The organism is Paraclostridium dentum (genome assembly GCF_012922555.1).
GTDB lineage: Bacteria > Bacillota > Clostridia > Peptostreptococcales > Peptostreptococcaceae > Paraclostridium > Paraclostridium dentum.
Genome location: NZ_WIPK01000009.1, coordinates 60,638 through 79,756, shown reverse-complemented (window position 1 = coordinate 79,756; position 19,119 = coordinate 60,638). Strand labels below are relative to the sequence as shown.

General features: G+C 31.2%; 18 protein-coding genes and 2 riboswitches. Of the genes, 17 read left to right on the top strand and 1 reads right to left on the bottom strand.

Annotation, left to right across the window (positions count from 1 at the left end; translation table 11 throughout):
• Positions 1 to 21: 21 nt before the first annotated feature.
• Positions 22 to 831: a sugar-phosphatase gene (gene yidA, locus GFJ41_RS13140; protein WP_142729838.1), complete on the bottom strand. Its 810-nt coding sequence runs from the start codon at positions 829 to 831 to the stop codon at positions 22 to 24.
• 235 nt (positions 832 to 1,066) lie between these two features.
• On the opposite strand from yidA, the gene GFJ41_RS13135 reads away from it, so the two are divergent.
• From GFJ41_RS13135 to GFJ41_RS18975, 17 genes are all read left to right on the top strand, one after another.
• A complete protein-coding gene (locus GFJ41_RS13135) occupies positions 1,067 to 2,761 on the top strand; it encodes a M3 family oligoendopeptidase (RefSeq protein ID WP_170075544.1) in 1,695 nt (564 codons plus the stop codon).
• 288 nt (positions 2,762 to 3,049) lie between these two features.
• Positions 3,050 to 3,988, top strand: a complete 939-nt coding sequence (locus tag GFJ41_RS13130) for an iron-hydroxamate ABC transporter substrate-binding protein (protein WP_170075543.1) — start codon at positions 3,050 to 3,052, stop codon at positions 3,986 to 3,988.
• An 81-nt stretch (positions 3,989 to 4,069) separates the two neighbouring features.
• On the top strand, positions 4,070 to 5,080 hold the full coding sequence (locus tag GFJ41_RS13125; RefSeq protein WP_021429572.1) for a FecCD family ABC transporter permease: 1,011 nt from the start codon (positions 4,070 to 4,072) through the stop codon (positions 5,078 to 5,080).
• 1 nt (position 5,081) lies between these two features.
• Positions 5,082 to 6,098 carry a FecCD family ABC transporter permease gene (locus tag GFJ41_RS13120; protein ID WP_170075542.1) on the top strand — a complete coding sequence of 339 codons (1,017 nt, stop codon included), beginning with the start codon at positions 5,082 to 5,084 and terminating at the stop codon, positions 6,096 to 6,098.
• A 15-nt stretch (positions 6,099 to 6,113) separates the two neighbouring features.
• Positions 6,114 to 6,905, top strand: a complete 792-nt coding sequence (locus GFJ41_RS13115; protein ID WP_150843233.1) for an ABC transporter ATP-binding protein — start codon at positions 6,114 to 6,116, stop codon at positions 6,903 to 6,905.
• 267 nt (positions 6,906 to 7,172) lie between these two features.
• Positions 7,173 to 7,293, top strand: a riboswitch (glycine riboswitch).
• Positions 7,294 to 7,388: 95 nt separating this feature from the next.
• Positions 7,389 to 7,760 carry a GrdX family protein gene (locus GFJ41_RS13110; protein WP_021429544.1) on the top strand — a complete coding sequence of 124 codons (372 nt, stop codon included), beginning with the start codon at positions 7,389 to 7,391 and terminating at the stop codon, positions 7,758 to 7,760.
• Positions 7,761 to 7,802: 42 nt separating this feature from the next.
• Positions 7,803 to 8,765 (top strand): thioredoxin-disulfide reductase, encoded by a 963-nt coding sequence (trxB, locus tag GFJ41_RS13105; RefSeq protein ID WP_021433742.1) that lies wholly within the window; start codon positions 7,803 to 7,805, stop codon positions 8,763 to 8,765.
• A gap of 144 nt (positions 8,766 to 8,909) precedes the next feature.
• A complete protein-coding gene (gene trxA / locus GFJ41_RS13100; RefSeq protein WP_021429589.1) occupies positions 8,910 to 9,227 on the top strand; it encodes a thioredoxin TrxA in 318 nt (105 codons plus the stop codon).
• Positions 9,228 to 9,292: 65 nt separating this feature from the next.
• Positions 9,293 to 10,579, top strand: coding sequence for a glycine/sarcosine/betaine reductase component B subunit (locus tag GFJ41_RS13095; protein WP_021433741.1), 1,287 nt, complete (start codon positions 9,293 to 9,295; stop codon positions 10,577 to 10,579).
• 246 nt (positions 10,580 to 10,825) lie between these two features.
• Positions 10,826 to 11,305, top strand: coding sequence for a glycine/sarcosine/betaine reductase complex selenoprotein A (gene grdA / locus GFJ41_RS13090; RefSeq protein WP_077175940.1), 480 nt, complete (start codon positions 10,826 to 10,828; stop codon positions 11,303 to 11,305).
• Positions 11,306 to 11,331: 26 nt separating this feature from the next.
• Positions 11,332 to 12,675, top strand: coding sequence for a glycine reductase complex selenoprotein B (gene grdB, locus GFJ41_RS13085; RefSeq protein WP_081949212.1), 1,344 nt, complete (start codon positions 11,332 to 11,334; stop codon positions 12,673 to 12,675).
• 132 nt (positions 12,676 to 12,807) lie between these two features.
• Complete coding sequence (grdC, locus tag GFJ41_RS13080) at positions 12,808 to 14,343, top strand: glycine/sarcosine/betaine reductase complex component C subunit beta (RefSeq protein ID WP_021433739.1); 1,536 nt, start codon at positions 12,808 to 12,810, stop codon at positions 14,341 to 14,343.
• 54 nt (positions 14,344 to 14,397) lie between these two features.
• The gene (gene grdD / locus GFJ41_RS13075) at positions 14,398 to 15,546 is read left to right on the top strand and encodes a glycine/sarcosine/betaine reductase complex component C subunit alpha (RefSeq protein ID WP_035115250.1); all 1,149 of its coding nucleotides are present in this window, start codon (positions 14,398 to 14,400) and stop codon (positions 15,544 to 15,546) included.
• 576 nt (positions 15,547 to 16,122) lie between these two features.
• A riboswitch (cyclic di-GMP riboswitch) is annotated at positions 16,123 to 16,206 on the top strand.
• A gap of 133 nt (positions 16,207 to 16,339) precedes the next feature.
• Complete coding sequence (locus GFJ41_RS13070; RefSeq protein ID WP_170075541.1) at positions 16,340 to 16,960, top strand: BsaA family SipW-dependent biofilm matrix protein; 621 nt, start codon at positions 16,340 to 16,342, stop codon at positions 16,958 to 16,960.
• A 23-nt stretch (positions 16,961 to 16,983) separates the two neighbouring features.
• Positions 16,984 to 17,559: a signal peptidase I gene (locus GFJ41_RS13065; protein WP_170075540.1), complete on the top strand. Its 576-nt coding sequence runs from the start codon at positions 16,984 to 16,986 to the stop codon at positions 17,557 to 17,559.
• A 65-nt stretch (positions 17,560 to 17,624) separates the two neighbouring features.
• Positions 17,625 to 18,320 (top strand): BsaA family SipW-dependent biofilm matrix protein, encoded by a 696-nt coding sequence (locus GFJ41_RS13060; RefSeq protein WP_170075539.1) that lies wholly within the window; start codon positions 17,625 to 17,627, stop codon positions 18,318 to 18,320.
• A 40-nt stretch (positions 18,321 to 18,360) separates the two neighbouring features.
• A complete protein-coding gene (locus tag GFJ41_RS18975; RefSeq protein WP_170075538.1) occupies positions 18,361 to 19,092 on the top strand; it encodes an LPXTG cell wall anchor domain-containing protein in 732 nt (243 codons plus the stop codon).
• Positions 19,093 to 19,119 lie beyond the last annotated feature (27 nt).

Sequence of the window (19,119 nt, the reverse complement as noted above, 5' to 3'; positions counted from 1 at the left end):
ATATTAAAATAAATTTAAAATCTATAATATAAAGTCAGATATAACCTTAGCAACACCGTGGTTATTATTAGTTTCAGTAACATGATTAGCTATTTCTTTTATACTATCTCTAGCATTGCCCATAGCAACTCCAAGTCCTGCAAACTCAATCATATGTCTGTCATTTTCTTCATCTCCAACAGCTATAACTTCAGACGGATCTATGCCTAACTTATCACATAGAGCTTGTAATCCTGAACCTTTGTTAACCTTTTTATTTAAAAATTCTAAGAAAAATGGAGCTGAACGAACTATAGTGTATTTATCATGGAACTCTTGTGGAATTTTAGTTATGATATCTTCTATAACTTCAGGTTCATCAACTAGCATAACTTTACAGAATGTTAAATCTGAATTAATTTCCTTTTCATCCATACAAATAACAGGAATGTTATTAAGTGTAGATTCATGAACACTGTATTTAGGAACTTCTGTATAAGGAACAACTAAAGAATCTGGAGTGTTTATATGAATTTTTATATCATGTTTTTTAGCTAATTCATTATATATATAATCGAAATCTTCATGACTCATTTCTATATTAGAAATAACATCTTGAGAAGTAATTTCTTGAACAAGTCCACCATTAAATGTAACAACATAATTTTCTTCGTCATTAAGTTTTAATTCTTTTAATAAAGTTTGAACCCCTGGAAGTGGTCTACCAGTTGATAATACAACTTTAACACCTTTTTCTTTTGCATTTTGTATTGCATCAAAAACCTCTTGTGTAACTTTTTTTTCACTATTTAGTAATGTACCGTCTATGTCTAATGCGATTAGTTTATACATAAATTCCTCCCAATAAATCAATTTAATTTGTTAAGTACAGTTTATATTATAGTCAAAATTTTATCAATAGTTTAGGATGCAGTAAAATACAAAAACTAAATGAATAGTGGGCTAATTGACTTTAAATTATACGTATAGTAAAGTAAGTTTAAAGATATAAATTAGTAAAAATTTACATAAATTATAGCTTTTAACATAAGCTAAAACTACAAATAATATATAACGAGGTGATAAAATGAAATTTAAGGATTTTAAATACAAAAGACCTAATTATGAAAAAATAAAAGATAAATTTAAAAATCTAGTAAAAAACATGGAAACGAGTACAAATTATGATGAGCTTAGAAAAAATATAGATGAGATTAATAAACTAAGAAATCATATAGATAGTATGGCAACATTAGTTTCTATAAGATACAGTATAAATACTGAAGATGAATTTTATGCAAAAGAAAAAGAGTATTGGGATGAAAATGGGCCTCATTATGAAGAGCTAAATTCATTATTTTATAAAGCTCTAGTGAATTCAAAATTTAAAGATAAACTTACACAAGAGCTAGGAAAGCAATTTATGTCTATAGCAGACTATTCTCTACAGGCATTTTCTAAAGAAATAATAGCTGAGTTACAAGAAGAGAACAAATTAGCATCAGAATATACTAAACTTTTAGCATCTGCAAAAATACCTTTTGATGGAGAAGAAAGAAACCTTTCAGGACTAGGGCCTTATATGACATCTCCATTTAGAGATGAAAGAGAAAAATCATCACAAGCATATTATGGATTCTTTGAAGCAAATGAGAAAAAATTTGATGATTTATTTGATAAACTAGTAAAAGTAAGAGATAAAATGGCTAAAAAACTAGGTTTTGAAAATTTCGTAGAACTTGGCTACATAAGAATGTTAAGAACTGATTATAATGCAGAAATGGTTGAAAACTTTAGAAAACAAGTTAGTGAGTATATAGTACCTGTTGCAAATAAATTATATAAAAGACAAAAGGAAAGATTAGGACTTCAACAATTTAGATACTTTGATGAAAACTTTGAGTTTAATAGTGGAAATGCAAAACCTAAAGGAGACTCTGATTTTATAATGAAAAATGGTATTTTAATGTACTCAGAGCTTTCTAAGGAAACTGATGAGTTCTTTAAATATATGATGGATCATGAATTAATGGACTTAGAAACTAAAAAAGGAAAAGGTGCTGGAGGATATTGTACATATATACCAGAATATAAGGCTCCTTTTATATTCTCAAACTTTAATTCAACAGCAGATGATATAGATGTTTTAACTCATGAAGCTGGACATGCATTCCAAGTTTATATGTCAAGATGGATTGAAATTCCAGATATAAACTTCCCAACATACGAAAGTTGTGAAATACATTCTATGAGTATGGAATTTATAACTTGGCCTTGGATGGAGCTTTTCTTTAAAGAAGATACTGATAAATATAAATTTGTTCATTTAGGTAGTGCTATTAAGTTTATACCTTACGGAGTTTTAGTAGATGAGTTCCAACACATAATATATGAAAATCCAAACATGACAAAAGATGAAAGAAAATTAGTTTGGAGAGATTTAGAAAAGAAATATCAACCACATAAGGATTATGAAGGCAATGACTTCTTAGAAAGAGGTGGATGGTGGTTTAAGCAAGGCCACATATTTAAAAATCCATTCTATTATATAGACTATACATTAGCTCAAATTTGTGCACTTCAATTCTGGAAGAAGATGCAAGTTGATAGAGTTAAAGGATGGCAAGATTATCTAAATATTTGTAGAATAGGTGGAACTAAGTCTTTCTTAGATATTGTTAAATATGCTAATTTAATATCTCCTTTTGAAAAAGGTTGTGTAAGTAGTGTTATTGAAAGTATTGATGAATATTTACAATCTATAAATGATAAGAATATGTAGGTTATGTAGCTAGGGTGGTAGTTATTATTTTCTCCATACCAAGTCTTTCAGACTTGAAGTATTACGAAAATAACAACTACCAACCTTCGCTGTTTTAAAACCTCAGTGGATGGAGAAGATGTGAAATAAAATTCACATCTTTTTTTGTGGTTAAGAAAAAATATTTCAAGAAAATAATGGAAAATTATAAAAGTAATTGACTATTATTCTCAATGTTGCTATAATATGAACAAATAAAAGTGATAATTAATTTCAAATAGTAATTAAAAATAATTGGGAGGTTTATTCATGAAAAAACGAAAGTCATTAGTATTGCTTGCAGCAGTAGTAGCCACGTTAGGGTTAGTTACTGGGTGTGCAGGCGGTAATTCATCAAATAAAGAAAGTAATGAAAAAAGAACGGTTCAATCAGTAAAAGGAGATATTGAAATACCAGCAGATCCAAAACGAATAGTAGATATTTCAGGAAGCAGTGAAGAACTTTTAATTTTAGGACAAACACCAGTTGCTACAGCTAATGTAGACTCTTATGAAACTACTAAAGTACCTTCATACATAGAAGATAAATTAAAAGATACTAAAGTTGTAGGACATTCAATGATGGATACTATGGATGTTGAAGCAATTTTAGGAACAAATCCAGACTTAATAATAATGAGTCAAAGACAAGAAAAAATATATGATCAATTAAAAGAAATTGCTCCGGTAGTTATGATAAAAGACTACGCAAATGATTGGAGAAGTAAATTAATAGATGTTTCAAAGTTATTTAACCAAGAAGATAAAGCTAAAGAGTGGTTAAGCAATTATGATAAAAAAGCTGAAGAACTTGGAAAAGAAGTTGTAGCTAAAAATGGAGATCAAACGTACTTAACAGTTTTAGCAACTCAAGGTCAATTTATGGTATTTAGTGATGCGGGTATAGGAACTATTGTAAATGATGACATGAAATTAGCTAGACCTAAAAATATGCCAAAACAAGATGGTATAACATTACCAACAGTTAGTATGGAAGGTTTAACTGAAATAGATGCAGATCACATTATTGTTATAGCTACGGATTCTGATAAAAAAGATTTAGAAAATAGTTCGGTATGGTCACAAATTAGAGCTGTAAAAGATGGAAATGTAACAATCTTAGATGCTTCACCATACTTTACTCAATCATATAACCCTATAGGTAGAGAGTTATTATTAGAATCAGTTAAAAATGAATTAATAAAGTAATTTAGTATAGCAGGTGTGTATAATGGATTTCATTTTCACACCTGTTTTTAATCATAGAAATATAGAAAGGTATGTTTAGACATGAAATTAAGTAAAAAGAGTTCGGCTTATTTATTAATTACAATTGGAATAGCAATTCTTTTTATTGGTATTTTTATATCGGTATCAATGGGACCTAAGGATATAAGCTTAAATACCATGATAAATAGTTTTATATCCAATTCAAGTGATGTAGATACAAAAATAATTAGAGATGTTAGAATGCCAAGGGCTATAGCGGCAGCATTAGTTGGAGGATTTTTAGCTGTATCGGGTGCTATAATGCAAGGTATTACGAGAAATCCTATAGCAGATCCATCTGTAATGGGGATAACACAAGGAGCTACATTTACTATAGCAATAGCTTTAGTTTTACAAAAGGTGGTACCAGGGTTTGCACCAGGAAGTTTTGGTCTTATGATATTTTCTTTTTTAGGAGCAAGTATAAGTGGATTGCTAGTTTACTTTATAAGTTCTAGAACAAGAAAAAAAGTTGATCCAGTAAAATTAGCATTAGCAGGAACAGCATTAGGTACATTATTAGTGTCACTAGCTATGGCGTTTGCTATGTACTTTAACTTATCTCAACAACTAAGCTTTTGGATTTCTGGAGGACTAGTAAGTGCTAAATGGGAAGGCGTAAAGCTTTTATTAATTATTGGAGGTATAGGTTTTATAGTAGCTATGATAATGGCTCCGAGAATTACAATATTAAGCTTAGGTGAAGAAGTTGCTATAGGACTTGGACAAAAAACTAATTTAGTAAGATTTATATCGTTAGTAGTAGTAGTTTTAATGACAGGAGCAAGTGTGTCTGTTGCTGGAAATATTGTATTTGTAGGTCTAGTAGTACCTCAAATTGCAAAAGGAATAGTTGGAGCAGATTATAAATATATAATACCTAGTTCTTTAGTTTTAGGGTCTTTGTTATTAGTTTACAGCGATATCTTATCAAGAATGATAAATCCACCGTATGAAACACCAGTAGGTTCAATAACTGCACTTATCGGAGTACCGGTCTTTATATATCTTATAAGAAAGGAAACTAGATAAAATGAAAACTAATAATAAAAAGTCTAAAATTATATTAATAGCATCGATTTTATTAGCACTTATATTTATTACTGTGTTGATAAGTTTAAATATGGGATCGTTTAAAATTCCACCTATAGATGTATTTAAAACATTTATAGGACAAGGACAGAAAAATTATGAAATAGCAATTTTTAAATTAAGGCTACCTAGAATAGTTATTGCAATATTAGTAGGAAGTGCGTTAGCAACAGCAGGGGCTATACTTCAGGGAGTTACCAAAAATGATTTAGCAGATTCAGGAATATTAGGTATAAACTCAGGAGCTGCATTATTTGTTGTAGTATATATATATTTAATGAATGGAAATGTATATGATGGAGTAAGTAACTTAACCATATTTACAATGCCTATAGTTGCATTACTGGGAGCATTATTTGGAGCTTTTTTAATATATGTATTAGCATTTAAAAATGGAATTAGCTCTCAAAGGTTACTTTTAATAGGAATAGGTATAAATATAGCATTTACATCTATAATGACGATTTTCCAATTGAAATTTACTACTCAAGAATTTAATAGAGTAATGGCATGGACATCAGGAAGTATATGGGGTAGTAACTGGAAGTATGTACTAGCAATACTACCTTTTATAATAGTATTTATGTTTCTTGCAATATATAAATCAAGATACCTAGATGCATTAAATTTAGGAGATGAAATATCTACAGGGCTTGGTGTTAATGTAGAAAAGGAAAGAAAAAAGCTAATAACCTATGCAGTTATATTAGCAGGAGTTGCAACATCAGTAGCTGGAAGTATTTCATTTTTAGGATTAGTTTCACCTCACATTGCTAGAAAGCTTGTTGGACCTAAACATAAAAGGTTAGTACCTATATCAGCATTAATAGGAATATTACTTATATTAGCAGCTGATACTGTATCTAGAAATTTACTAGCACCAATAGAAATACCAGTAGGAATAGTTATATCTATAATAGGTGTACCTTACTTTATATATTTAATGTTAGCAGATTAGAAAGAGGTAAAAATTATGAATTCAATAATAACTAAGGACTTAAACATATCTTATGGAAATATAGATATTGTAAAAAACTTAAATTTAAATATACCAAAAGGAAAAATAACTACAATAATAGGGGCTAACGGATGTGGTAAATCTACTATTTTAAAAACTATAGGAAGAATAATAAATCCAAAGAGCGGAAGTATTTATATAAATGGTAAAAATCTTCATGAGGAAAATCCAATAGATATCGCAAAAGAAATGGCAGTACTTCCACAAAATCCACAAGCTCCAAGCGGACTTACTGTAGAGGAATTAATATCTTATGGTAGATTTCCTCATCAAAAGGGATTTGGAAAGATGAATAAAGAAGATAAGGATATTGTAAGTTGGGCTATGGAAGTTACAAAAATATCTGAATTTAGAGATAGAAATATTGATGATTTATCTGGTGGACAAAGACAAAGGGCATGGATAGCAATGGCTCTTGCACAAGAAACAGATATATTATTACTAGATGAACCTACAACATATTTAGATTTAGCTCATCAATTAGAAATTTTACAGTTATTAGATGAATTAAATAAAAATGAAAAACGAACTATTGTAATGGTTATCCATGAGTTAAACAATGCATCTAGATTTGCAGATCATATGATAGGAATTAAAAAAGGTAAAATTGTATGTGAAGGTGAAGCTCATGATGTTATGACAAAAGAAAATCTAAAAGAAATTTTTAATATTGATGCAGAAATTGTTGAAGATCCACGAACAAAAAAACCTGTTTGTTTAACATATGATATGGTTAAAAAAAATTAAAAAATAAAGGCATAAAAAAGGAATACTTAAAAGAAATTAGAATAAATATAAATTGAAAGTTAGAAAATTAACTTAATAGATAAAATCTATGGAAAGAAGTTAATAAAAAGATTATAGCTATACCAACGGTTTGACAAAAAATGGACAATATCAACAAAAAAACATAAAAAAATATTTGAAAAAGTATTGTATATATTTACCAAGCTAGATATAATGTAATTAAGAAAAGCACCTAAGGGGCAAAGACAAAACTAAAAATTAAACCGTTTGAAGGTTAAAGGAGACGGTCTCTAATTTGGGGAAATTAGAGATGACCGAAGGGACAAATTTAAATTCATCCCAAAAGGATTTAAATGAAATTCTCAGGTGAAAGGACTTTAACTGGACGGATCTCTGAAAGACATTTTGACAGGGAACTAAGTGGGGACTTAGTTTCCTGTTTTTTAGTTTAACAAAAGAAATTTTGAAAGTGAGTGTAGACAAATGTTAATAATCACTAACAATCCTATGATTCAGGAAAACGTTACTGACAAAGAAGTTATAATGTTAGACACTGACTATATAGGAACATTAAAGGAATGTAGGGATTTAGTTCATAAGGGGTATGAATTATTATCACATCCGCTATATGGGAGCGTAAAACCCAATGAGACACCATATCGTACAGTCATAATTAAAAAGGGGAAATCTCTAGACACAAATTCATTAAACTTAATAGAAGAAGCCATAGAAACAGCAGAAAAATTTAAAAACAACAAGTTAACTCCTATGTGGACTGAAAAAGTTTTAGACGATTTCAGAGTAATTGATTTTGATATAATGAGAAATACAATCCAAAGAATGCAATATGTATAAACTTTGGTGTATATATATTAATAAAAATAGGGGGTCGAGATAATGGAAAATTTATATGACATAGTCATAATAGGTTGTGGACCTGCAGGTCTTGCAGCTGGTCTTTACGGCGCAAGAGCTAAAATGAAGACTTTAATACTTGAAAAAGGAAAAACTGGTGGACAAATAGTTATAACTCATGAAGTTGCTAACTATCCAGGATCAGTTGAAAATGCTACTGGACCAAGCTTAATAGCTAGAATGGTAGAGCAATGTAAAGAATTCGGTGCTGAAATAGTTAGAGACTCTATAGTAGACACTGAATTAGAAGGAAATATAAAAGTATTAAAAGGTGAAAAAGGTGAGTACAGAGCTAAAACTGTTATAATAGCTACTGGAGCTACTCCTAAAAAATTAGGATGCCCAGGAGAAAAAGAATTAACAGGTAAAGGAGTTTCTTACTGTGCTACATGTGACGCTGACTTCTTCGAAGATTTCGAAGTATTCGTAGTTGGAGGAGGAGATAGTGCTATAGAAGAAGCATTATACTTAACTAAGTTTGCTAGAAAAGTTACTATAGTTCATAGAAGACAAGGTTTAAGATGTGCTAGATCTATAGAAGATAAAGCAAGAGCTAATGAAAGAATAGAATTCTTATTAGATACAGTTATAGATGAAATAAAAGGTGATGGATTAGTTGAATCAGTAGTATTTAGAAATACTCAAACAGGTGAAACTAATGAATACTTCGCTGATGAAGAAGATGGAACTATGGGAATATTCATATTCGTAGGATTTGATTCTCAAACAGAGTTATTCAAAGGTAAAGTAGATATGGATGACTATGGATACATCAAAACAGATGACAATATGTTAACAAATATACCAGGTGTATTTGCTGCAGGAGATTGTAGAGTTAAATCATTAAGACAAGTTGTTACAGCAACAGCTGATGGAGCTATAGCTGCAGTAACAGCTGAAAGATATGTAGAAGCAAACTTCGAAGAAGAAGTTACTAATTGCTAATAAAAAAGTACGTTTAACAAGGTTATCGGGGGATGATGTTTATCAAATTAAACATTACTTAGTGAACGGTACTTAAATTAAAATAGCTATTAATATATTAAAAATATATTAAAATATATAAAATCCAATAAGGGGGATACTGAAATGATAGCATTAGAAAAAAATACATTCGATCCAGAAGTATTAGAAGCAGAAGGGCTAGTATTAGTTGATTTCTGGAGTCAAGGTTGTGAGCCTTGTAAAGCATTACTTCCAGATATAGAAAAATTTGCAGAAGCATATGGGGAAAACATAAAGTTCTGTAAATTCGATATAACTAAAGCTAGAAGAGTTGCTATAAAAGAGAAGGTTTTAGGTCTTCCAACTATAGCTATATACAAAGATGGAGCTAAAATAGATGAAGTAACAAAAGATGATGCTACAGTTTCTAATATAGAAGCTATGATAAAGAAGCACTTATAAGTAATTAATGGGGATTCAATTCCCCGTTAAAATAAATTAAGTTCAAAAAATTAGGGGGTGCCAATATGCGTCTTGAGTTAGGGAAAATCTTTATAAAAGATGTACAATTTGGAGCAGTAACAGAAGTTAAAGATTCAGTATTATACATCAACAAAGAAGAGATGTTAAAAGAAATTGGTGGAGATGAACATATAAAATCAATAGATTTAGATATAGTTCGTCCAGGGGAAAGCGTTAGAATAATACCAGTTAAAGACGTTATAGAACCGAGAGTAAAAGTTGATGGTAATGGAGGAATATTCCCAGGAGTTATATCAAAAGTTGATACTGTTGGAGAAGGAAGAACTCATGCACTTAAAAATGTTGGAGTTGTAACAACTGGTAAAATAGTTGGTTTCCAAGAAGGTATAATAGATATGACTGGTCCTGGAGCTGAATATACACCATTCTCTAAGTTAAACAACGTTGTTGTTATAGCTGAACCAATAGATGGTTTAAAGCAATACGATCACGAAAGAGCTGTTAGAATGATAGGATTCAAAGCTGCTACATATTTAGGAGAAGTTGCTAGAAACTTAACTCCAGATGAAGTTGTAGAGTACGAAACTAAGCCATTATTAGAGTCAGTAGCAGAGTATCCAGAACTTCCTAAAGTAGGATATGTATACATGCTTCAAACTCAAGGATTATTACATGACACATATGTTTACGGAGTTGACGCTAAGCAAATAGTACCAACATTATTATACCCAACTGAATTAATGGACGGAGCTATAGTAAGTGGGAACTGTGTTTCAGCTTGTGATAAAAACCCAAGTTATGTACACATGAATAACTCAGTAGTTGAAGATTTATATCTACAACACGGAAAAGAAATAAACTTTGTAGGAGTTATTATAACTAATGAAAACGTATACTTAGCAGATAAAGAAAGATCTTCTAACTGGACTGCTAAATTATGTAAACAATTAGGCTTAGATGCTGTAATAGTATCTCAAGAAGGATTTGGTAACCCAGATACAGACCTTATAATGAACTGCAAGAAAATAGAAGGTCAAGGTGTTAAAACTGTTATAGTTACAGATGAGTATGCTGGTAGAGATGGAGCATCTCAATCATTAGCTGATGCTGATGTTAAAGCTAACGCTGTTGTAACTGGTGGAAATGCTAACCAAGTTGTTGTATTACCTAAGATGGATAGAGTTATAGGACACGTTGAAGTTGCTGATGTTATAGCTGGTGGAGCTGCTGGATCTTTAAGAGAAGATGGATCTATAGAAGCTGAGATACAAGTAATAACTGGAGCTACTAATGAAACAGGATTCGGATTCTTAACAGCTAAGGGGTATTAGAAACTGTAATACGATGAGGTTGCTTCGTGACATTTAATATTGTTTCCTTTACACAAAGCCATGCGGACTTTAAGTGTTTCGTCAACAATATGTAAATATCACTTCGCTATAATATATCGTAAATACAAGTGTTTCATAATATAGCTGAGAAGAATATATTTAAACAAAAATAGATTTTTAAAGAGTGTGAATTTAAAAAGGTATAAAAATGACAATATTAAAATAAATGGGAAAAGGAGATATATTATGAGCTTATTAAGTAATAAAAAGATCATAATCATAGGTGACCGTGACGGAATTCCGGGACCTGCGATAGAAGAGTGTGTAAACACTGTAGAAAATACTGAAATAGTTTTTGCTTCAACAGAATGTTTTGTCTGAACTGCTGCTGGGGCTATGGACTTAGAAAACCAAAACAGAGTTAAAGATGCTACTGAAAAATTCGGTGCTGAAAATGTTGTGGTTTTACTAGGTGCTGCTGAAGCCGAAGCTGCAGGTCTTGCAGCTGAAACAGTAACTGCTGGAGATCCAACTTTCGCTGGACCACTTGCTGGTGTTGAGTTAGGATTAGCTGTTTATCATGTTGTTGAACCAGAAGTGAAAGAATTATTTGATGAATCAGTTTACGAAGATCAAATAAGTATGATGGAAATGGTTCTTGAAGTTGATGAAATAGTTGAAGAAATGAGCGATATAAGAGGTCAATTCTGCAAATATAATGCCTAATTAAATCAAAAGGGGTTGAGATAAAGATGGAAAAGATAAAAGTAGTTCACTACGTAAACCAATTCTTCGCAGGAATTGGAGGGGAAGAAAAAGCTGATACGAAACCACACATAGCTGAAAAATTACCTCCAATAAGTTTACAATTAAACAAGTTATTAGGGGATGAAATAGAAATAGTTGGAACTGTAGTTTGTGGAGATAGCTATTTCGGAGAAAACATGGAGTCTGCTAGCCAAGAAGTATTAGGAATGGTTAAGAGCTTCGAACCACAATTATTCATAGCTGGACCAGCGTTCAATGCAGGAAGATACGGGGTTGCTGCAGGAACAATAACTAAATTCGTAAAAGACGAATTAAATATACCAGCTTTAACAGGAATGTACATTGAAAATCCAGGAGCAGATATGTTCAAAAAAGATTTATATATAGTATCAACATCTGACTCTGCTGCTGGTATGAGAAAGGCTCTTCCAAAAATAGCTACATTAGCTAAGAAGTTAGCTAATGGAGAAGAAATAGGATCTCCAGCTGAAGAAGGTTATATAGAAAGAGGAGTAAGAGTTAACTACTTCGCTAAAGAAAGAGGTTCTAAGAGAGCTGTAGATATGTTATTAAAGAAAATAAAAGGTGAGGATTTCGTAACTGAATATCCAATGCCAAACTTTGATAGAGTTGATCCACAACCAGCTATAAAAGATTTATCTAAAGCTAAAATAGCTCTAGTTACTTCTGGTGGTATAGTTCCTAAAGGAAATCCAGATAGAATAGAATCTTCTTCTGCATCTAAATACGGTGAATATTCTATAGCAGGAGTTGACGATTTAACTGAAGAAACTTACGAAACTGCTCATGGTGGATTCGACCCAGTTTATTGTAACTTAGACTCAGATAGAGTTTTACCAGTAGATGTTTTAAGAGACTTAGAAAGAGAAGGAGCTATAGGTTCTTTACATGAGTTCTTCTATACAACTACAGGTAACGGAACTGCTGTTGCAAGTTCTAAGAAGTTTGCTGCTGAATACGCTCAAAAGTTAATAGCTGCAGGCGTTGACGCTGTAATACTAACATCTACTTGAGGTACTTGTACTCGTTGCGGTGCAACGATGGTAAAAGAGATAGAAAGAGCTGGTCTTCCAGTTGTTCATATCTGTACAGTAGTACCTATATCTTTAACTGTTGGAGCTAACAGAATAGTTCCAGCTATAGCTATACCTCATCCTCTTGGTAATCCTAAGTTAGATCCAGCTGAGGAAAAAGCTTTAAGAAGAAAACTAGTTGAAAAATGCTTAGTTGCATTAGCTACTGAAGTTGATGGTCAAACAGTATTTGAAAAAGATATAACTTTAAAGGATATAATGGCTAACGCTTAATATTGAATTAAATAAAGTTAAAACTAAATAGGTGGGTTATTTTCCCACCTATTTTTTATAAAGTCATCCAGTCTTTTATCATAATAGAATTCAAGTAAAAATAATAACATATATACATTGGGGGTAAATATTATGACATTTCCAGTTTTAAAAGGTGCTAGTTATATTTTAGTTCACACACCAGATATGATAGTTAAAAATGGTACTACTTGTGCTGTTGAGAGAGAAACACATCCAGAATCAGAATTTTTAAAAGAAGTTACTAATCATATAAGAAGTTATGAAGAAGTAGTAAATTATATACCAAACCAAGTTTACATAGGAAACAATAGACCAGAAGAATTAAGAGAAATAGCTCTTCCATGGTGCGAATACAAAATGGAAGGAAAAAGAGATGGTAAGCGTGGAGAAATAATGCCACAAGATGAATTTTTAGCAATGATGCAAATATGCGATGCTTTTGACTTAGTTAAATTAAAAGAAGATTTCGTTAATAATATAAGACCTAACTTTGAAAAGAACTACCCAGAGCTAGCTCCATTCTTTGGAAAGCTTAAAGGTGATAATATAGATGATGCAAATGAATTAATAGATTCACACCATGCTGAAGGATTATACCATAATGATCAATTAGTTGGATATGTTAAGAGAGCTCATGATGTTGACGTTAACTTAAACGCACATACAATGTTTGAAAACTTAGTTGTAAAAGCTTCAGGAGTTGTTGCTGCAGTACAATTAATAAGAAAAGAAAATGTTAATCCATTGGATATAGATTATGTAATAGAATGTTCAGAAGAAGCTTGTGGAGATATGAACCAAAGAGGTGGAGGAAACTTCGCTAAGGCTATAGCTGAAATGGCTGGACTTCAAAATGCTTCAGGATCAGATACAAGAGGTTTCTGTGCTGGACCTACTCATGCTTTAATAAATGCTGCTGCACTTGTTAAATCAGGAATATATAAAAATGTTATGGTAGTTGCAGGTGGAGCTAGTGCTAAACTTGGAATGAATGCTAAAGACCACGTTAAAAAAGGTCTTCCAGTATTAGAAGACGTTGTTGGAGGATTTGCTGTTTTAGTTTCTGAAAATGATGGAGTTAACCCAATAATAAGAACTGATTTAACAGGAAAACACAGTGTTGGAACTGGATCTTCTCCACAAGCGGTTATGACTGCATTAATAACTAGTGGACTTGATAGAGCTAACTTAAAAATAACTGATGTTGATGTTTACTCAGTTGAAATGCAAAACCCAGATATAACTAAGCCTGCTGGAGCTGGGGATGTTCCAGAAGCTAACTATAAAATGATAGGTGCTCTTGCTGTTAAGCGTGGAGACTTAGAAAAGAAAGAATTAAAGAACTTTGTAAGCGAAAAAGGTATACCAGGTTGGGCTCCAACTCAAGGACATATACCTTCAGGAGTTCCATATATAGGATTTGGTATAGATGATTTAACTTCTGGAGATAAAAACAGAGCTATGGTAGTTGGTAAGGGAAGTTTATTCTTAGGAAGAATGACTAACTTATTCGATGGAGTTTCTTTCATAGTTGAGAGAAATCAAGGTGTAGAGGAAGAAGCAGCTGCAGTTTCTAAAGAAGAAATCAAGAAAATTATAGCTGAATCTATGAAAAAATTAGCTCAAGATATGTTAATAGAAGAGTAGGAATAGAAGACGTATAGAATTTTATAAAAATTCATTTTGAGGGGAGATCTGGTTATGCCTAAAAAGATTATAGCCGAAACTTTTTTAGATATAGCAAATGCTATTGAAAGCGGCGAATTTGGTAAAAAAGTTAGAATTGGTTTGACTACATTAGGTAGTGAGCATGGAACTGAAAATTTAGTTAAAGGTGCTCACCTAGCTAAGTCAAATTTATTTGATATAGTTTTAATAGGACCTAAAGTTGAAACTGAACTTGAGGTTGTTGAAGTTAATGAAGAAAGCGAAATGCATTCTAAAATGGAAGAATTATTAGATTCAGGTTACATAGATGCTTGTGTAACTATGCATTACAACTTCCCTATAGGAGTTTCTACAGTTGGTAGAGTTATAACTCCAGGTAGAGGAAAAGAAATGATACTTGCTACTACTACAGGAACAAGTGCTACAAACAGAATAGAAGCTATGGTTAGAAATGCTGTTTACGGTATATCTACAGCTAAGTCTATAGGAATTAAAAACCCTACTGTTGGTATATTAAATGTTGACGGTGCTAGACAAGTAGAAAAAGCTTTAAAAGATTTACAAGCAAATGGGTATGATATATCTTTTGCTGAATCAGTTAGAGCAGATGGTGGTTGCGTAATGAGAGGAAATGACTTATTATGTGGTGCTCCAGATGTTATGGTTACTGATACTTTAAGTGGAAATATATTTATGAAAGTATTCTCTTCATTTACTACTGGTGGAGATTATGAAGCTCAAGGATTTGGATATGGTCCTGGTGTAGGTGAAGATTATGATAGAAAGATATTAATATTATCTAGAGCATCTGGTTCTCCAGTTGTTGCAAATGCGTTAAAATACGCTTACGATGTTGTTAAAGGTGATGTTACTAAGGTATCAAAAGATGAATTTAAAAATGTTAAAAATGCTAAATATGACGATATTATAGCTGCTTTAACTAAGAAAGAAGTTAAGAAAGATAATGATGAGGAAGTAGCTATGCCGGCAAAAGAAGTTGTTACTCATCAAATATCTGGTGTAGATATAATGGATTTAGAAGATGCGGTTAAAGTTTTATGGAAAAATGGAATTTATGCAGAAAGTGGTATGGGATGTACGGGGCCTATAGTTCTTGTTGCTGACGGAAAAGGAGAAGCGTGTGTTAAGATGCTTCTAGATGCAGGTTATACTGCTAAATAATTAAAAAACGAATCCTTGCCATGGAAGTAGTTTGAAGACTAGGTTATTGGGGGGCTTGGGATTTGTGATATGTTTTGCTTCATACAAGCTGGGAAGATGCTTGTAAATGTCGCTGCAACATATTCACAAATTCCTCGCCTAACTGATAACTCAGTCTTTTTTTGATAAGATAAAAGATAAATGTCGCTGTAACATACACACAAATCCTACACTTAACTGATAACTCAGTCTTTTTTTGATAAGATAAAAGATAAATGTCGCTACAACATACTCACAAATCCCTCGCCTAACTGATAACCTAGTCTTTTTTGGATATTTTTTCAAAATTACAATAAATTAAAATGAATATCAGTTTATCAATTTGTGTCAAAGAAATAGCGAAAATGTCGCAATAATGTATAATTTAATTTCTTAAATTAATAATATTTAAAATATAAATTAGAGAAGTTGAAAAACAATATAAATAGGAAATTAATTAAATAAAATGTAAAAAAATGGAAAACGATTTAGGGTGTTTTAGGGAATATTTTTCAGTATAATAAAAAAGAAGAATAAATTAATAAGGAATCTAATAGATTTAAATATAGAGGCTATGAAATATGTTTTGTATATGGGCACTTGAAACATATGGAGCTAATAGTGCAACCGGCTATTTAAAGATATAAGTATAAAATTACTTTTATCATTTAAATAGCCTTTTTTATGCTAAAAATGTTGTATTTACTAAGAATTTGTGGAGAATCTATGAAATAAATCGAAGCGAATTTTTATTACAAAAATTAAGGAGAGTTAAATGAGTAGAAAAAGAATTAAAGTTGGAGCAATATCTATACTTTTATTAATATGTATCGTCACCGTTCAAAAGATATCATATGCAAGTTTGACATCCAAAGATAAAGTGACCAATACATTAAATTTGGGGGATATAAATATAGAAGTAAGTGAAAAGTTTACACCACCTAAAGGTTGGAATGGAGATGAATATAGCAAAGTAGTAAAAATAAAAAATAATAGTATATCACCGGCACTTATAAGAGTATCGATAATTCCTAGGTGGGTAGATGAAAAAGGAAATGCATGGCCAGGAGATACTAATTTAGTAACTTTAAACTATGAAACTAATAATATAACAGCAAATCAAAACATAATAAAAAATAATAAATGGATCTATGGCAACGACAATTATTATTACTACAACACAATAGTTGCAAAGGACAAAGAAACAAAACAAATATTAAAATCAGTAAGCGCAAACATTCCGGAAGAATTACAAGAGAGATATAAAAATAAAACTTTAATAGTAGATGTAAAAGCAGAGGCTGTACAGGCTACAAAAGATGCATATAAAAAAATTTGGAACAATATTGAAAATCAAGGAATACATAAAATGCTAGAAAATTTATGTACTAGGTAAAAAAAATTCAGGGAGAATATACTATGAAAAACAAAGTAATGTTAAAAAAATTAGGAAATATACTTTTTTATGTAGTTCTAATATCTTTATTATCCATATCATTTATTATGGTAAAGTCTGTAAAAGATGGAAAACAGCCAACGATAATGGGACATAAATTTTTTACAGTAATGACAGGAAGTATGCAACCTTCAATAATGGTTGGAGATTTAGTAATAGCTAAAGAATTACAACCTGAACAAATAAATGTAGGGGATGTAATAACATTTAAAAGTCAAAATTCAGGAAATATAACAACACATAGAGTAAAAGAGATTATAAAAGATGGAGCAGGAATAAAGTACATAACACAAGGTGATGCAAATAATGTACAGGATCAAAATCCAGTAGAATCAAACGCAGTTATAGGCAAAGTTGTTAAATGTATACCGAAGGTTGGAATGGCTATGTCATGGATGAAGTCACACCTATCACTAATTATAGTAGGAATATTTGCAATAACAGCATTAAGTGCTATAGGTAGCAACCTTAGAAAAAAACTAAAATCTATAGATGAAGAAGAAAGACAAAATAAAGAAAGAGAAAAAGCGGATGCATAAAACAACTGTAACAGTAAGTGCTGATTACATAGATTGAGTAAATATTTAATTTTGGAGGGAATAAAATGAATAAAAAAGTTCAAGCGTTAGTAGTATCAGGAGTACTGACAGTAGGTGTAATAGGGGGAACACTTGCATGGTTTACATCTCAAGATAAAGCAACGAATACTTTTAATACAGCATCAAATAAAGATAATAGTGGAATAAAAATAATTGAGGAGTTTGAAAAGCCTACAAATATGCTTCCAGGTGATAGCGTAAATAAAGATGTACAAGTTAGCAATACTGCAACATATGATCAGTTTATAAGAGTTAAATTCGTACCTAGATTTGTAGAATTAGGAAAGGATAGCGATGGAAAAGAAGTTAGAACATCAATAACAGAAAGAAAAGCATCTGATGGAACAATGCATCAATTGGATACTAATAAAATAATATTAAACTTCACTGAAAACCTAAAAACGGATGGATCTAATGGATCTTGGATTAAAGGGAATGATGGTTATTATTACTATATGGGTAAAGTAGCTCCAGAAAAATGGACTAATACATTACTTGATTCTGTAACATTAGATAAGAACTCAGGAAATGATTATATAGGATTAGGATTTGATATAGACGTTGAAGCAGATTCTACTCAAGCTTCAAATGATGCGCACAAAGATTGGGCTAAAGACAGTGGGTTAATTGAAAAATTTGATGAATTGCAAAAACAAGGTGTAGTAGATCCAACAGATGCTAAAGAAACAAATAAAAAATAATTAAGAATATAATTAAAAAATCTAATAAAGGAGTGAGAATGTGAAAAGCTGTCTAAGGAAAATTTTAGTAGTCACTTCACTTCTTTCAATAATAACAACTATAAAGGTGGATGCAGATACATTGGCTCCACCTAATGTTCAATTATTGGGAAATGCGAATGAATTAGTATACATACCTGATGATGATTTATTTCTACAACATCCTAACATGATTCCAGGAGATTATATAAGAAGAACTTTAGAAATTAAAAATAAGCATAAATACCCATACGAACTTTTCTTAAGGGCAGAGCGAGTAAGCCCAAAAGAAGAATATGATCTTTTAGATAAACTAGATTTAAAAATTTCATATAAAGATGAAGTTATATATGATGAAGCAGTTAATGGAGAAGATAAGTTAACAAAAGGTATTAGTTTAGGAGTATTTAATCCAGGGCAGGAAGAAAATCTTATTGCGGAAGTTAAATTAGATGGAGCATCTACTGGAAATGAATATAAAAATAAATCTGCTCAGATAGATTGGATATTTACAGCAGTTAGAAGTGAAGAAGAAAGTAAAAATAATGATAAAGAAACTGTAGATAAATCAGACAAAGTCGACAACACAGATAAATCAGATCAATATCCAAGTAATTTAGAATCAGATGAAGATGATATGTGGAGTGAATCGCCAAAAACAGGAGAAGACGGGATTTTTATATATGTAATATTAGGATTAACTAGTATCTTACTTTTATTAATGAGTAGAAAAAACAAAAACTCTAAAAAGTAAATATGTTTATGCAAGGAGTGTGGAGGA

Bases quoted from the DNA above. Each gene is read 5' to 3' on its own strand.
- GFJ41_RS13065 (WP_170075540.1), top strand. From the start codon at position 16,984: ATGAAAAACAAAGTAATGTTAAAAAAATTAGGAAATATACTTTTTTAT.
- GFJ41_RS13110 (WP_021429544.1), top strand. From the start codon at position 7,389: ATGTTAATAATCACTAACAATCCTATGATTCAGGAAAACGTTACTGAC.
- GFJ41_RS13115 (WP_150843233.1), top strand. From the start codon at position 6,114: ATGAATTCAATAATAACTAAGGACTTAAACATATCTTATGGAAATATA.
- GFJ41_RS13070 (WP_170075541.1), top strand. From the start codon at position 16,340: ATGAGTAGAAAAAGAATTAAAGTTGGAGCAATATCTATACTTTTATTA.
- GFJ41_RS13095 (WP_021433741.1), top strand. From the start codon at position 9,293: ATGCGTCTTGAGTTAGGGAAAATCTTTATAAAAGATGTACAATTTGGA.
- yidA (WP_142729838.1), bottom strand. From the start codon at position 831: ATGTATAAACTAATCGCATTAGACATAGACGGTACATTACTAAATAGT.
- GFJ41_RS13060 (WP_170075539.1), top strand. From the start codon at position 17,625: ATGAATAAAAAAGTTCAAGCGTTAGTAGTATCAGGAGTACTGACAGTA.
- trxA (WP_021429589.1), top strand. From the start codon at position 8,910: ATGATAGCATTAGAAAAAAATACATTCGATCCAGAAGTATTAGAAGCA.
- GFJ41_RS13125 (WP_021429572.1), top strand. From the start codon at position 4,070: ATGAAATTAAGTAAAAAGAGTTCGGCTTATTTATTAATTACAATTGGA.
- GFJ41_RS13120 (WP_170075542.1), top strand. From the start codon at position 5,082: ATGAAAACTAATAATAAAAAGTCTAAAATTATATTAATAGCATCGATT.
- grdD (WP_035115250.1), top strand. From the start codon at position 14,398: ATGCCTAAAAAGATTATAGCCGAAACTTTTTTAGATATAGCAAATGCT.
- grdC (WP_021433739.1), top strand. From the start codon at position 12,808: ATGACATTTCCAGTTTTAAAAGGTGCTAGTTATATTTTAGTTCACACA.
- trxB (WP_021433742.1), top strand. From the start codon at position 7,803: ATGGAAAATTTATATGACATAGTCATAATAGGTTGTGGACCTGCAGGT.
- GFJ41_RS13130 (WP_170075543.1), top strand. From the start codon at position 3,050: ATGAAAAAACGAAAGTCATTAGTATTGCTTGCAGCAGTAGTAGCCACG.
- GFJ41_RS13135 (WP_170075544.1), top strand. From the start codon at position 1,067: ATGAAATTTAAGGATTTTAAATACAAAAGACCTAATTATGAAAAAATA.